We start from the raw sequence: 14,254 nt of genomic DNA, 5'->3' as shown, positions 1-14,254 counted from the left end.
CCGCTAAAGATGCTCGACACCGGCCGCCGGCGCCCGGCGCACGAGCGCCTCGGCGACGAGGTCGCGATGGCACCTCGTGTGCTCGCGTTCGAAGCACAGCAGGGCGACACGCTCGGTCCTCAACAGAGCGGCGACCTGCTCCAGCGCGGAAGCGGCGGCCTCGGAGCGGAGCCGCGCCCGGAACCGTTCGCGACCTCGCGGGTCGCCGTCCCGCAGCGGGGCACGGTTGTCCTGCGGGTTGCCGAGCGCCGACAGGTGTGCGTAGGCGATGCCGGCCTCGTCGAGCGCCGCGGCCAGGCGCCGCTTCGACAGGCCGGGCTTGCGTGACAGCGGCGTGAGGCGCACGTCTACCAGCACCGTCACCGACGCCGCACGCACTTTCGTGATCAACTCGTCCACGCTGCGGCCCTCGTAGCCGATCGTCAGCAACCGCGGTGCGGCCGAGGTCATGACGCCGGCGCCGAGAGCACCTCGTGGCAGATGTGCTCGGCGATCGCCAGCGACGACGTGGCCGCAGGCGAGGGGGCGTTACGGACCAGCGTCACGCGCTGCCGCGTCGTGATCCAGAAGTCGTCCACGAGCGACCCGTCGCTGCGCAACGCCTGGGCGCGGACCCCGGCGGGCGCGGCCACGAGATCCCGCAGCCCGAGCTCCGGCAGGTAGCGCCTCGCCTGCGCGAGGAAGTACCGCCGGCTCAGGGATCCCAGCATCTCCCGTACCCCGGTACGCCAATGCCGGCGCGCCATGCTGCGGAACCCGCTCCACCCGAGGATGTCGGCGAGGTCCCGCAGGGACGCGTCGGTGCGGCGGTACCCCTGCAGTGCCAGAGCCAGCACTGCGTTGGGGCCCACGTCCACCGATCCGTTGATACGCCGGGTCAGGTGGATGCCGAGAAACGGGTACCGCGGGTCGGGAACCGGGTAGACCAGGCCCCGCACCAGCCCGGAGCTTCGCTGGGTGAGACGGTAGTACTCGCCGCGGAACGGCACGATCCGCGGATCGTCGTCATCACCGGCCAGCGCAGCCACCCGGCTGGACTGCAGCCCCGCGCACACGATGACACGATCGGCCCGGATGTCGCCGCCCGTCGTCTCCAGCACGACTTCGGACGTGGTCTCCCGCATGGCCGTCACCTCCGACGACAGACGGACCGTGCCACCGCGCCGGCCGATGTCGTCGGCGAGCGCACGCGCGACGGCTGTGAAGTCCACCACGGACGTCGAGGGCGAGTGCAGTGCGGCGACACCGGCGACGTGCGGTTCGATGTCCCTGATGCCGGCTGGGCCGAGCATCCTCACGTCGGGGATGCCGTTGGCCAGGGCCCGGTCGCGGATGTCACGCAGCCGCACCGACTCACGGTCGTCCAGTGCGACCACCAGTTTGCCCAGCCTCGCGTAGGGGATGCCCTGCTCGTCGCAGAAGTCCTCCAGCAGCCGGACACCGCGCCGGCACAGTCTCGCCTTCAGCGAGCCGGGCGAGTAGTAGATGCCCGCGTGGATGACACCGCTGTTGTGGCCGGTCTGGTGCCGCGCGACAGCGGGCTCCTTGTCGACCACGACGACCTCCCAGCCGGGTCGTTGCAGGCACAGTTGCCTGGCCACGGCCAGGCCGACTATGCCCGCCCCCACGACCGCGAGCCTCATGACCCGGCCCTGGTGTGACCGACGGCCGCGGTCTTCACCCGCAGGTAGAAGCGCAGCGCGTCGGCGCCTTGCTCCTTGAAGGCCGAACCTGATTCCTTGAACCCGCCGAACGGGTGATGGACGTCCCATCCCGAGGTCGGCAGGTTCACCGCCACCTGGCCGGCGTCGACCTCCTCGATGAAGCGGTGCGCCGCCGACAGGTCCCGGGTGAACACCGACGCCGACAGTCCGTACGGGGAGTCGTTGACGTCCGCCACCGCGTCGCGGAAGTTGTCGAACGCGGCCACGGCGAGGACGGGCCCGAACACCTCGTCGCGCCACAGGGGCGTGTCGGGCTTGACCCCGGTGACCACGGCCGGTGTGACGAAGCAGCCGTGGGAGAGGTCCCCCTCGCTCGGGGCGTCTCCGCCGTACCGCACCTCGGCGCCGTGGTCGCGCGCCTGCTGCACGTGTTTCAGCACGGATGCCTGCTGCCGACGGCTCACCAGCGGCCCCAGGGTCGTCCCGTCAGCCGATCCTGCGCCGAGCCGGTGGCTGCGGGCCGCCGCGACCAGCAGTTCCACCAGCCTGTCGTGAACGTCGCGGTGGACCAGGACTCGGCTGGTGGCCGTACACCGCTGCCCTGCCTGTGCAAAACCGGCCGCAGCGATCGTCGCCGCCGCGAGGTCGAGGTCGGCGTCGGCCAGTACGACGGCAGCGTTCTTGCCGCCCATCTCGGCCTGGAACCGTATCCCGCGGCCGGCGAGCCGGCGCTGCAGGGCCTGCCCGGTGGCGGTCGACCCGGTCACGGTGACCGCCGCGACGCGGGGGTCGGCGAGTACGTGCGACTCGATCACGTCGTTGGCCGCGGTGACGGTGTTGAGCACGCCTGCCGGCAGTCCCGCGTCGTGCAGGGCGCGCGCCAGGTGCTGCATTGCGAGGGGCGTCTCCAGGGACGGCTTGACCACCACGGTGTTTCCTGCGACGAGGGCGGGCGAGATCTTGCGGGCAGGCGTCAGCAGCGGGTCGTTCCACGGTGTGACGGCCACGACAACACCGACTGGTTCGTGGACGGTCATGACGAAGGCGCCCTCGCGGACGTCGCTGAGCAGCTCACCGTAGGGCAGTCGGCCGGCCCCGGCGTAGAAGTCGAGGAAGTCGGCGCTCTTGTCGACCTCCACCCGTGCCTCGGCCGGCGTCTTGCCGTTCTCCCGGCTGACGTCACCGGCGATGTCGTCGCGGCGTTCGCGCAACAGGTCGGCAGCGCGCGCCAGGATCACCCCACGTTGCACGGCGGAGGTGCGCCGCCAGCCGGGCAACGCGTCAGCGGCCGCGGCGACCGCGGATGCCGCCTGCCCGGCCGAGAGCATCGCCACGTCGCCGATGACGTCGCGCTGGTCGGCCGGATTGAGGTTCTCGGTCCGAGCGGGCGCGTCGGCACCCACCCACCGGCCGCCGACGAGTTGCTCGATGATGTGGCTCATGCGTTGATCTCCTCAGGGGTCCCACGGGTGTGTGCGCACGCGTTCGGCAGGTCGCCGCCGTGCATGGCCGCGACGAGGGCGGTCAGCCCGTCACGCTCGAAGGGGCGCGGATTGGTGGGCCGCGGATAGCGCTCCATGCACTCGGTCGCCATCTCCGCGACCTGGTCCTCGCCGATGCCCACCTGTCGGAGGGTGCTGGGCATGCCCAGGGACGTGGTCAGTTCGGCGACGTACTCGGCCGCGTCCGTCAGCCGGTCCGACCGGCCGCCCGTGATGGCGCGGGCGAGCCGGTCGAGCGCCGGCACCGGGGCCTGGGCGTTGTAGGCCAGGCAGTAGGGCAGGGCGATGGCGCAGGTCACGCCGTGCGGCAGAGGTTTCCGGTTCGCGATCGTGTACGCCAGCGAGTGACCCAGCACCACTCCGGCGTTCAGCGCGTTGCCGGCCAGGTGCGCGCCGTACAGCGTCGCCCGCCGGGCGGTCCTGTCCTCGCCGTCGCGGACGGCGCGGGGCAGGTGTTCACGCAGCAGGGCGATCGCGCGAAGGCTCGCATCGACCGACAGGGAACTGCGGTTGGTCGACAGGAACGCCTCCGCAGCGTGGGCGAACGCGTCCATGCCGGTCGAGGCCGTCACGGCGGAGGGAAGCCCGACGACGAGGTCGACGTCGAGCACTGCGATGGTGGGCACGAGGAGCCGATGGCTCGAGATCACCTTCTTGCCCCGGTCCGAGAGCATCGAGATCCGGGTGACCTCCGCACCCGTGCCGGTCGTCGTCGGTACCAGGGCCAGCGGGAGTGGGGCCGAGGCGTCGGCGTCGACCCCGAGGTAGTCGACCACCTGTCCGCCGGACCCGGCCGCGAGGGCGGCGATCTTTGCGACGTCCATCGCGCTGCCGCCGCCGATGCCCACAACGGCGGTGGCGCGCACGGCGCGGACGAACTCCAGCGCGGCCTCGGCGGTCGCCAGGGTGGGCTCCCCTTCGACCTCCGCGAACACCCGGGGATCGAAGCCGGCGGCGCGAAGCCCCTGCAGGGTCGTCTCGGCGATGCCCTGCTCGGCGACGACACGGTCGGAAATGACGGCGACGGCGCCCTGCCGGGCGCCCCACCGCAGAAGACCGTCGCCCAGCCGCGCGGCGCCGCCGTCTCCGACGATCACCTGCCGTGGGGTCAGGTAGTCCCGCGCTTCGACGGCCAGCAGGCAGGCCTCAGTCATCATGCGTCCTCCAAGGTCTCGCAGGGATCGGTCTCAACGTGACGCAGGTGGCGCAGGGAGGGCGCGCGGACCTGCGGAATCCGGCGGTACCGGGACCCGCCGCCGTTCACGCCGGGGCCACCGGTGTCCGGGCGCGGACGAACTCGGCCACCTCGTCCAACGCCTCCTGGGCCCCGTCGAACACCGCCGTCGCCCGGAAGAAGCCGTGGATCAGCCCGTCGAAGCGTCGCAGCCGGACCTCGACGCCGGCGTCGGCGAGTCGGCGGGCATACGCCTCGCCCTCATCGCGCAGCGGGTCGTACTCGGCGGTGATCACCAGGGCCGGCGGAAGACCGGCGAGGACATCCGCGTGCAGCGGTGAGAAGCCCGGGTCGACGGTGCCTCGACGCTCGCCCAGGTACATCTCCCAGTACCACGCCATCTCCGCCGCCGTGAGGAAGAAGCCCTCGCCGGATTCCCGGTAGGACGCGCAGCTCATCGTGGCGTCAGTGATCGGGTAGACCAGCACCTGTGCATCGACCCGGGGGCCGTGCCGGTCGCGGGCCCGGATAGCCAGTGCGGCGGCCAGGTTCCCGCCGGCGCTGTCGCCCGCGACGACCAGCGGCCCGGGCGACAGCGTCGGGCCCAGGGCTCCCGCTTCGATGGCCATGGCCACGGCCAGGCAGTCGTCGAGCGCGGCGGGATAGGGGTGCTCCGGGGCCAGCCGGTAGTCGACGGCCACCACGGCCATGCCACACCTGTTCGCCAGCGACCTGGCCACGCCGTCATAGGTGTCGAGGGTCCCGATGACCCAGCCGCCGCCGTGGAAGTAGAGCAACGCGCCCGGCCGGGCTCCGGCCGGGACGTACACGCGCACCGGAACCCCGCCGTCCGCGGTCGGAACATGTGACTGGTGCACCTCGGTCACCGGCTCACGCGCGCCGATGACCCATTCCGCGGATCGTCCGTGCGCTTCGCGGGCAGCGCCCGGCGACCGTCCCGGGGCAGGTGTGCCGGCCGCGTTCGGGATCTGGGAACTCAACCGTCGGAGGAACGACTCGGCCTGGCGGTGGAGAGGCATCGTCAGACACCGGCCGTCTCGTCGAGGTCGCGGAGGTGTCGCAGCGCACGCGAGTAGAACACCGCGGGCTCCCCCTCTCCCAGCGTCACGGACACCACGCGCCCCAGGAGGATGGTGTGGTCGCCGGCCGAAATCCGCTGATCCGTCTCGCACGCCAGGTAGGCGAGGGCGTCGGGGAGCTGGGACAGTCCGTACCGGTCCGTGGTGAACCGACCATCGAACTTGTCGTCGACCTTCGAGGCGAACCGGCGCGCGATGTCCCAGTGGTCGGCCCGGAGGATGGCGACCGCGAACCGCGGCGTTTCCAGGAAGACGTCGTGGCACCGCGCACCCTTGTCCAGGCAGGTGAGCACCAGCGGTGGGTCGGCTGAGACGGAACTGAAGGCGCTGGCGGTGAAGCCGTGCGGCCGGCCTTCAGGATCCACGGTGGTCACGATGGTGATGCCGCTCGGGAACCTGGTCATCGCCTCGCGGAAGGTCATGCCGTCCACCTGCGGCATCGAGCCCTGAGGCGTATCGGTCATCACGGTCATGCCTTTCTCCTGTCGTCTCGTCCCTGGCGCCGCAGGGCCGGCAAAGACTCCACGCGCACCCCGCACCGGCGCCGCCCGCGCGGGGTGCGCGTCGGATTCACCCGATGTCCATTCACCCGATCTTGGGAGCGACCTGCTCCTTGAGCAGGCGCAGGGACTTGTTCCACGGCTCCGGATCGCCGGCGTAGTGCAGACCGAGGACGAGCAGCGTCTCGAAACCGCCGCAGGAGTCGTGCAGGCCCTGCAGCTTCTCGGCGACGGTCTCCACCGACCCGACCGCCCAGTGGTGCTGGAACAGGTACTCCACGTCCACGTCCGCGTCGTCGACCGAGTCGTCGTGTTTGAAGTGGCCGAGGAAACCGAACTGCCGGTACAGCGGCAGCATGTACTCGTCGTAGTACCGGCCGAGTGCACCGTCGACGCCGTACTTGCGCGCCTCGGCGTCCGTCTCGGCGACAAAGACCTCCTTGACGATGCGCCAGTCCTTGCGGGAGGCCGTGCGGCCGGCCTTGGCGGCGCCCTCCTCCACGGCTTCCCAATGGCTGGCCATGTACCGCTCGTTCATGGAGAGCGACATGGGGATGAACCCCTTCATACCGGCGATCTTGAGGCTGCCGGACTTGGCGCTGAATCCGGCGAACGCGATCGGCGGGTGCGGATCCTGGTACGGGTACATGTGCCAGCCGAGCTTGCCGTCGGCGCCCCAGTTGTCGTCGATGCGCTCGACGGTCCAGTACTTGCCCTCGTACTTCCACGGTGTCCGGTCGGTCCAGAGCCGCTGGATGATCTCGAGGGACTCCTGTGCCATCTCGCGGTGCTGCCCCGTCATGCCGTCGACGCAGAAGGCATTCCAGTCCGACGGAATCGCGCCCGATCCGGCGCCCATCATGATCCGTCCCTCGGAGAGGTGGTCGAGCGCGGCGACCCGGCACGCCAGCTCCATCGGGTGGTGGTACGGGAGCGCGTGCGCCCCCACCGCCATCCTGATGTTCGTGGTCTCCCGGACGGCCTGAGCGATCAGCAGGTCCGGTGCGGGGTTGTTCTCGTACTGGCTCGTGAAGTGCTCCCCGAGCCACACCTCGTCGTACCCGAGGCGGTCGAGGTACTTGATCTGCTCGAGGTCCCACTCGTAACCGGCCTTGTAGCCGTATTCCGGGAAGTGTCCCGGCTGCATGAACATTCCGAGGCGCATCCGACCGCCCTTTCGTGTGACTGGTGTCACCGAAGTCTCGGCCGGGTCCCGGCGCGACCGGTGTCGCATGTTGCGACGTTTCTGTGTCAGATGCGGACGTGGTGCACCGCGACGGCTGAGCCCCCCACCGGTGCTCTTGGTGGTGACGGCTGCGTACGCGCTGCCGACGGATACCCCGGCCGGTCGCGGTCGGTCTGACCGCAACACCAGGCTCCGGCGGTGTCTCACTTTGCTACACATGCATGTCAACGCCGTGACGGCCCTCACACTGCACGAGTAGGACTGTGTTACACAGGCCATTCGGCAAGCGGGCGCTGGAGGAACATGTGGGCAACAGTGCTGGCGACTCTTCGACGGTGCTCGTGCGGCTCAGGGACGATCTGCTGGAGACCGGCGACTGGCCCGACTACCCGCTGCGACCGGAGATAGCGAACTCCTGGCGGCGTTGCCTGCTCAGCGGCGTGAATCCCGACCGTCTGGCAACCCAGGAAGCGCCGAGACAGAAGGACGGGCTGCTGTCCAGAGCTGCTCGGGGTGTGCTGCAGAAACGAGCGGACCAGCTGGCGGGCACGGCGACCGGGCTCATTCTCGCCGATCGCAACGGTGTTGTCCTCGACCGCTGGACCGACGACGGCAGGCTCTCCCGGCTGCTCGACGAGTCGCGCAGCGACCTCGGCTCCGTGCTCGACGAAGCCGTGGCCGGGACCAACGGCATCGGCACGGTCCTGGAGGAGCAACGGCCGGTCGTGATCAAGGGCGCCGAGCACTTCACGAACGTCTTCCAGGCGTTCACCTGCGTCGGTGTGCCGATCCGCCATCCGGTGACCCGCCAGCTCCAGGGCGTACTCAACATCACCTGCCGGTACGAGGACGGCAACAGTCTGATACTGCCCTTCGCGCTGGAGACCGCGCATGAGATCGAGCGTCGCCTCTACCTGGACAGTTCACGCAACGAGCGCCTCCTGCTGGAGCAGTTCCTCGCCGCCGAGAAGCGCAGCAACCGTCCAGTGATCGTTCTGAACGATCAGATAGTGATCACCAACCCGGCGGCCGCCCGTCTCATCGACGACGTCGGACGGACACGGCTGTGGGAGCACGCCGCGCAGGCCATCGACCGCCGCGAGCAGCGCGTCGGGAGCCTGTCGCTGGAATCGGGCGCGCTGCTCAACCTCCAGTGCTCGCCGATCGGAGACGGAGCCTCCGTCATCGGCGCGATCATCCACGTCCAGCCGGCGGCCGCGCCATCGTCACCCCGCCGTATCGCCGACCGTGGCAGCACGAAACAGGAGACGCTCGACGGCCTCGTCGGCCACAGTGCCGCCTGGCGGGAGTCGTGCGACCAGGCACGGTGGTTCCGGGACAGCGACGTCCCGATGCTGTTCGTCGGTGAGCCGGGCACGGGAAAGCTGTCGCTCGTCGACGCCCTGTTCTCGACTGAGCGCCGGGAGGAACGGCTGACCGTGCTTGACGGCGCGCTCGAACCGGTCGAGGGCGCCGTGGCCTGGACGCATGCGTTGCGCGCGGCGCTGAAGGATCCACGCCGAGTGGTGGTGCTCCGGCATCTTGAGGCGCTCGATGACACCGCCGCGCAGGCCGCGTGCAGCCTGATCGACGCCTTCCGCGTCGAGGGGGCGCGTGTCTGCGGCACTCTCACGAAGAGTGAAGGGGCGGCAGCCCGGGTGTACCAGCCGCTCGTCGACCGCCTCATGGTGGCCGCCATCACCGTACCGCCGCTGCGGGACCGGCTCGAAGACCTGCCCGGCCTGCTGACCGAGCTGTCCCGGAGGCACGGCGCCGACCCGTCGCAGGTGCGGTGGCGCACCGACGCGGTGCAGGTGCTGAGCCGGCTGGAGTGGCCGGCCAACGTCAGGGAGCTGGAGAACGTCGTACGCCGCGTGCTGGTCACTCACCGCAGCGGTGACATCAGGGCGGACGACCTTCCCGACGACGTCCGCAGCCAGGCACCGCGGCGCCGGCTGTCCCAGCTCGAACGCCTGGAGTGCGACGCGATCGTCACCGCCCTCCGCCGGGCCGGGGGCAACAAGTCCGAGGCTGCCTCGCTGCTCGGCATCTCGCGGGCGACCCTCTACCGCAAGATCCGCTCCTACGGCGTCGATCTGGGCACCACCGCGTACTGAACGCTCGCTCCGGCACCAGGGCCAGGAGGTCGACCCGCAGGACCTGGCCCGGTACCGGACCCCGCGCGGCATGCGGGGCGAACGCGGCGTCCCATCCCTCGTCCCAGCCGCAGCGTGCGGGAGGGTGCGGAGCAGCCGAAGACGGAGCCGAAGAAGAGCTGGACGATGCCGAAGATCATCGCGGTTGCTGCAGTCCGGCTCCGTGGCGGTGCGCCGAAGGGTTTTCCCCGTCAGGCGGCGGCGCAGCGGTGCCCGTTCAGGGTGAGGTCGTACGGCGCGGAGTTCCCGTCGTGCCAGGAGCCGACGAACCCGAAGGTCACAGTGGCGCCCGCGGCGACGGACCTGTTGTAGTCGGCGGCGGTGGCGGTGACCCGGGAGCCGCTCTGCGCGACGGTCGCGTCCCACATCTGGCGGACCTGCTGGTCCTCGCGGAAGGACCAGGCGACCCGCCAGGTGTCCAGGGCGCGCGTGGTGCTGACTCTGACGATGGCCTGGAAGCCGTCGGACCACTGGTCGACGACGTCGTACCGGATGCGGCAGGTCACCGCCTCGCCCGGGCTCGGCGTGGGGCCGGCGCCGCGTCCGGGCGAGGCGGTGGGCGAGGGGGTGCCCTGGGGCTCCGGGTCGGGGTTCCTGCGGCCGGGCCCGGTCGCCCGGGGGCTCGGGGACCGCTTCGGCGGCGCGGACGCCGAGGACGTGGGTGAGGGGGCAGGCAGGGGGACGTCCACGGACGGCTTCGCGTCGGCGACGGGCGAGCGGCCGGCCTCGGCGCGCGCGCTGTCGCCACCGGAGTCGCCGAAGGGCATCAGTGACACGGTCAGTGCCAGCGCGGACAGCAGGACCGCGGCGGCGAGCAGTCCGCCGCGCACGGCCCGCTGTCGGCCGGCGGCCTCCCCCGGCTCCCCCGGCTCGCCGTCCGCCGCGCCCGGCCGGGGCGTGCCCCGCCGGGCCTCGGCGGCCCGGCGGCGCCGCTCCAGGTAGGCCAGACCGCCCCAGCCGATCACTCCCCCGGCGAGGGCGGCCGGCAGTCCGCCGCCGTGCAGCCGGAGGCAGACGGCGGCCTCCGCGCAGTCCACACAGGTGGCGAGGTGCCGGGAAAGGTCACCGGGCGTGTCGGCGGTGGGCGAGCGGGTGACCGCGTCCAGCAGCCGGGCGTAGCTGCGGCACTGCGTGTCCATCGGGGTGTCGAGGTGGGCGCGGTGGCAGCGGCCGCGGAACAGGACCCGCGCCTGGGCGAGTTCGTCGGCCGCGGCGGCCGGGTCGAGCCCGAGCCGACGAGCGGCCGCGGGCAGCGGCACCGCCTCCACCTCGGCGAGCCACAGCAGTGCGGCGTCCGGCTCCGGCATGTCCCGCAGGCCGCGCAGCGCGAGGGGACGTCGCAGCGGCGGGCCGGTGTAGCGGGCGGCCCTGTCGGAGCCCAGCCACAGACGCAGGTCCGGGTCGAGCCGGTGGCCGCGCCCACCGGCCTCCCAGGCGGCGGCGGTGGTGCGGACCGCGGTCAGCAGCAGCGGGATCACGGGCAGCCGGGGCCCGCGGCGGCCCCGGGACGGGCCGGCGGTCTCGGCGCGCACCTCGCGCATGCCCCGCGCGAACGCCTCCGTGGCCAGCTGGTGGGCCTCGGCGGAGCCGGCCGTGCACAGGCCGGCGTAGGAGAGGACCGCGTCCCAGCACTCGGCGAACAGCGCTGACTCGATGGCGTCCTCGGGCGTCGGCAGGTCGGGCATGAGTCTCCTGCATCCATCAGCGACGTCGACTCACCGTCGAGGTACAACTCACCGCGGTGCCGGTGGAGTTGGGGGCCACCTCGCGGCGGGGCCCGAGCTTTTCACGTCCCCGACACAACTGACAAGCAGCCTGTTCGGATGTGGTTACCGTCGGTTGCGCGGCCTCGGCCCGTCTCCCCACGTCTTCGTACGGGCCGCGGCCGCGTTCGTCTCACCGCCTCCGCGGGAACCTCACCGCCGCGGGAAAATCACCTCCGCGCGTCCGGCGCGACCGACGGCTCCTGAGCGGGCAGGCTGTCCATGAACGAGCTGACCGAGAACACCGCACGGCCGGGACCGGGCGGGCCGTAGCCGGGGGGCGAGGAGAGCCCGAAGTCGTCCATGGTGGCGCGGTAGGCCTCCAGCAGGCGGATGTGGTACTCCAGCGGCGCGCCCTGCGGGTTGGCCTTGCCGAGCGGGGTGGTGGGCTCGGGGCACCAGGTTGTGAACCGGGGCGTGATGCCGTGGGACATGAAGAAGCGCAGGCCCTCGGTGGTGGACGCGACGGCCTCGTCGACGGTGGTGAAACCGAAGGGCTCGGCCATCTCCACGCCCGCGACGAAGTTGGGGATGACGTTGCGCGCGCCGAAGACGTCCGCCGAGTCCAGGATCCGCCGGTGCCACTCGTCGCGGCCGACGTAGCGCTCCTTGCCGGGGCAGTACAGCTCGAACAGGCGCCGGTCCCACACCTCGTAGTTGGGGTGGTAGATCTGCACGCCGTAGTCCTTGAACCGCTGCACGTCCGCCTTCGGCAGCGCCTGCGCGACGACCTTGCCGATCCAGCGGCCCGGGAAGCGCTCCTCGATGGCCTTGGCGTAGTGGCCGTAGAAGTCGGCCTCGTCGCGGCCGGCGACGGTCTTGGTGATCGCGCCGCCGGTCAGGGTGTAGGCCGTGGACGCCTTCTGGGTGTCGTACCGGTCGATGATCTCCAGCGCCTCCAGGACCTCCTCGACGTCCTTGACGCCGGTGTAGGGGCGTCCGGCGGCCTTGTGCTGGCGCCAGTTGTGGTTGATGTCGCAGTACTGGCACTCCTCCTTGGCGCCGAAGTACTGGCAGACCCGGAAGACGGTGAGGTAGATCAGGTAGCCCCACTGGATGGTGGGGGCGACCTCCATCACGGACTTCCCGTTGGACAGCCGGTGCCGGTAGTACTCCGGCATCGGCGGCACCCCGACGTCGGCGATGCGCCTGCCGTCCAGGTAGAGCCCGAGCAGTCCCTCGTCGTCGGCCGCGACCCGGTACGGCGACGAGGGGTTGACCCGCACCGACACGACGGTGCGCCGCAGATCGTAGGGTCCGCCGGTGAGGATGATCTCCTCGGGCGGGCGCCGCAGCGCGGCCTCGCCCAGCTCGGGCAGGGTGCCGTGGTCGAAGGAGAAGATGAAGTAGGACTTCGGCTTCACCTCGCCGCTCTCGTTGTCGCTGAGGGCGGACGCGTCGAACGCCACTCCGCCACGGAGCAGGTCCTCCTTGAAGACCGCCTCTCTCGGCACGTGCGGGAAGCGCTCCATCAGATCCTCGACCAGCGCGGTACGGCTGCCCATCCGTATCTCTCCTCCCGGCTCGGCGTACGACTCCTCACGGTATGCCCCCGCTCACGCGCCGGCCCCGCCGGGTCCCCCCGACACCGGGGGCGCGCCGGGCCGAGGACCTGGTGCGGGGCGTTCGGCCGACCCGCCGGAGCCGCCGCCCGTGGCGGGAACCGCGGCCGTCGCGGGCGGTCGGGTACGGTCCCACGCGGAGGGCGTGGCGAGCCGGCCGCCGGCGGGAAGGGGACGACGGATGACCGAGACCGTGACCAACTGGGCGGGCAACATCACCTACACCGCCGAGGAGGTGCGGCGCCCCCGTTCGCTCGACGAGGTGAGGGCGCTGGTCGCCGCGAGCCCGCGGGTGCGCGTGCTGGGCAGCGGGCACTCCTTCAACGAGATCGCCGATCCGGGCGCCGGCGGCGTCCTGCTGTCGCTGGGCGCGCTGCCGGCCGAGGTGGACGTCGACACGGCCGCCCGGACCGTGCGGGTCGGCGGCGGCGTGCGCTACGCGGAGCTGGCCCGCCGGGTGCACGCGCACGGGATGGCGCTGCCGAACATGGCCTCCCTGCCGCACATCTCGGTGGCCGGGTCGGTGGCCACCGGCACGCACGGGTCCGGGGTCGCCAACGGCCCCCTCGCCTGCGCCGTGCGGGAGGTGGAGCTGGTCACGGCGGACGGTTCGACGCTGCGGATACCGCGGGGTGACGCCCGGTTCGACGGCGCCGTCACCTCCCTGGGCGCGCTCGGCGTCGTCACCGCGCTCACCCTGGAGCTGGAGCCGTCATTCGAGGTGGAGCAGCACCTGTTCACCGAACTGCCGCTGGACGGGATGGACTTCGAGACGGTGGCCTCGGCCGCCTACAGCGTGAGCCTGTTCACCGACTGGCGCGCCGCGGGCTTCCGGCAGGTGTGGCTCAAGCGGCGCACCGACCAGCCGCTGCCGGGCTTCCCGTGGGCGGCGCCTGCCAAGGCCGCCCTCCACCCGGTGCCCGGGATGCCCGCGGAGAACTGCACTGAGCAGTTCGGCGTGCCGGGTCCCTGGCACGAGCGGCTGCCGCACTTCCGGGCGGAGTTCACCCCGAGTAGCGGTGTCGAACTGCAGTCGGAGTACCTGCTGCCGCGCCGGCACGCGGTCGAGGCGCTGTGTGCGGTCGACGGCATCCGGGAGACGGTCGCCGGAGTGCTGCAGATCTGCGAGGTGCGCACCGTGGCCGCCGACGAGCAGTGGCTGAGCCCCTGCCACGGGCGCGACACGGTGGCCCTGCACTTCACCTGGATCGAGGACACCGCGAGGGTGCTGCCGGTGGTGCGGCGCCTGGAGCAGGTGCTGGACGCCTTCGAGCCGCGTCCGCACTGGGGCAAGGTGTTCACCACCGCCCCGGAGGCCCTGCGCCCGCGCTACCCCCGGCTGGCGGACTTCCGTGCGGTGGTCCGCGCCCTCGACCCCGCGGGCAAGTTCACCAACGCGTTCGTGGCGGACCTGCTCGGCGGCTGACCCGCCGCCTCCGCGAGGACCCGGCCCGCGGGCGGGCGGCTCCCCCCACCGCGTCCGGCTCGGGGTGGGGCGCCGGATCGGTTCCGCGGAGATCACCCCCTGGGTCTCCCAGGGACTAACCTAGAGCGGCTAGTGCCGCGGCAGGCAACGTTCGCCCCGTCGCGACGCCCGGCACGCCCTCTCGCCGCACCGGCCGGAAGCCCGAGTACATCCAGTACGAG

The 14,254-nt window shown here is 71.7% G+C and carries 11 protein-coding genes; 2 read left to right on the top strand and 9 right to left on the bottom strand.

Annotation, left to right across the window (positions count from 1 at the left end; genetic code table 11):
* Nucleotides 1–3 precede the first annotated feature (3 nt).
* The 7 genes from ACWDNY_RS23910 to ACWDNY_RS23880 form a co-directional block, all read right to left on the bottom strand.
* Nucleotides 4–450, bottom strand: a complete 447-nt coding sequence (locus ACWDNY_RS23910; protein WP_451647847.1) for a DUF488 domain-containing protein — start codon at nucleotides 448–450, stop codon at nucleotides 4–6.
* Nucleotides 447–1,643, bottom strand: coding sequence for an L-2-hydroxyglutarate oxidase (gene lhgO, locus ACWDNY_RS23905; protein ID WP_451647846.1), 1,197 nt, complete (start codon nucleotides 1,641–1,643; stop codon nucleotides 447–449). The genes ACWDNY_RS23910 and lhgO overlap by 4 nt, the downstream gene beginning before the upstream one ends.
* Nucleotides 1,640–3,106, bottom strand: coding sequence for an aldehyde dehydrogenase family protein (locus tag ACWDNY_RS23900; RefSeq protein WP_451647845.1), 1,467 nt, complete (start codon nucleotides 3,104–3,106; stop codon nucleotides 1,640–1,642). Before ACWDNY_RS23900 ends, lhgO begins: the two co-directional genes overlap by 4 nt.
* Nucleotides 3,103–4,323, bottom strand: coding sequence for an iron-containing alcohol dehydrogenase family protein (locus ACWDNY_RS23895; RefSeq protein ID WP_451647844.1), 1,221 nt, complete (start codon nucleotides 4,321–4,323; stop codon nucleotides 3,103–3,105). Before ACWDNY_RS23895 ends, ACWDNY_RS23900 begins: the two co-directional genes overlap by 4 nt.
* Before the next feature lie 103 nt (nucleotides 4,324–4,426).
* Nucleotides 4,427–5,227: an alpha/beta hydrolase gene (locus tag ACWDNY_RS23890; RefSeq protein WP_451647843.1), complete on the bottom strand. Its 801-nt coding sequence runs from the start codon at nucleotides 5,225–5,227 to the stop codon at nucleotides 4,427–4,429.
* 155 nt (nucleotides 5,228–5,382) lie between these two features.
* On the bottom strand, nucleotides 5,383–5,913 hold the full coding sequence (locus ACWDNY_RS23885) for a flavin reductase family protein (RefSeq protein WP_451647842.1): 531 nt from the start codon (nucleotides 5,911–5,913) through the stop codon (nucleotides 5,383–5,385).
* 112 nt (nucleotides 5,914–6,025) lie between these two features.
* Nucleotides 6,026–7,105, bottom strand: a complete 1,080-nt coding sequence (locus ACWDNY_RS23880; protein WP_451647841.1) for an LLM class flavin-dependent oxidoreductase — start codon at nucleotides 7,103–7,105, stop codon at nucleotides 6,026–6,028.
* Between the two features lie 326 nt (nucleotides 7,106–7,431).
* On the opposite strand from ACWDNY_RS23880, the gene ACWDNY_RS23875 reads away from it, so the two are divergent.
* Nucleotides 7,432–9,243, top strand: a complete 1,812-nt coding sequence (locus ACWDNY_RS23875; RefSeq protein ID WP_451647840.1) for a sigma-54-dependent Fis family transcriptional regulator — start codon at nucleotides 7,432–7,434, stop codon at nucleotides 9,241–9,243.
* A 230-nt stretch (nucleotides 9,244–9,473) separates the two neighbouring features.
* On the opposite strand, the gene ACWDNY_RS23870 is transcribed toward ACWDNY_RS23875, so the two are convergent.
* Nucleotides 9,474–10,967 (bottom strand): cellulose binding domain-containing protein, encoded by a 1,494-nt coding sequence (locus ACWDNY_RS23870; protein WP_451647839.1) that lies wholly within the window; start codon nucleotides 10,965–10,967, stop codon nucleotides 9,474–9,476.
* A gap of 248 nt (nucleotides 10,968–11,215) precedes the next feature.
* The gene (locus tag ACWDNY_RS23865; RefSeq protein WP_451647838.1) at nucleotides 11,216–12,550 is read right to left on the bottom strand and encodes a radical SAM protein; all 1,335 of its coding nucleotides are present in this window, start codon (nucleotides 12,548–12,550) and stop codon (nucleotides 11,216–11,218) included.
* Between the two features lie 238 nt (nucleotides 12,551–12,788).
* Between ACWDNY_RS23865 and ACWDNY_RS23860 the strand changes: the two genes are divergently transcribed.
* Nucleotides 12,789–14,033, top strand: a complete 1,245-nt coding sequence (locus ACWDNY_RS23860) for an FAD-binding protein (RefSeq protein ID WP_451647837.1) — start codon at nucleotides 12,789–12,791, stop codon at nucleotides 14,031–14,033.
* Nucleotides 14,034–14,254 lie beyond the last annotated feature (221 nt).

The sequence above is a fragment of the Streptomyces sp. NPDC003697 genome, assembly GCF_053587115.1.
Note: the sequence above shows the minus strand (reverse complement) of the source record. Positions and strands in the feature narration are given on the sequence as shown.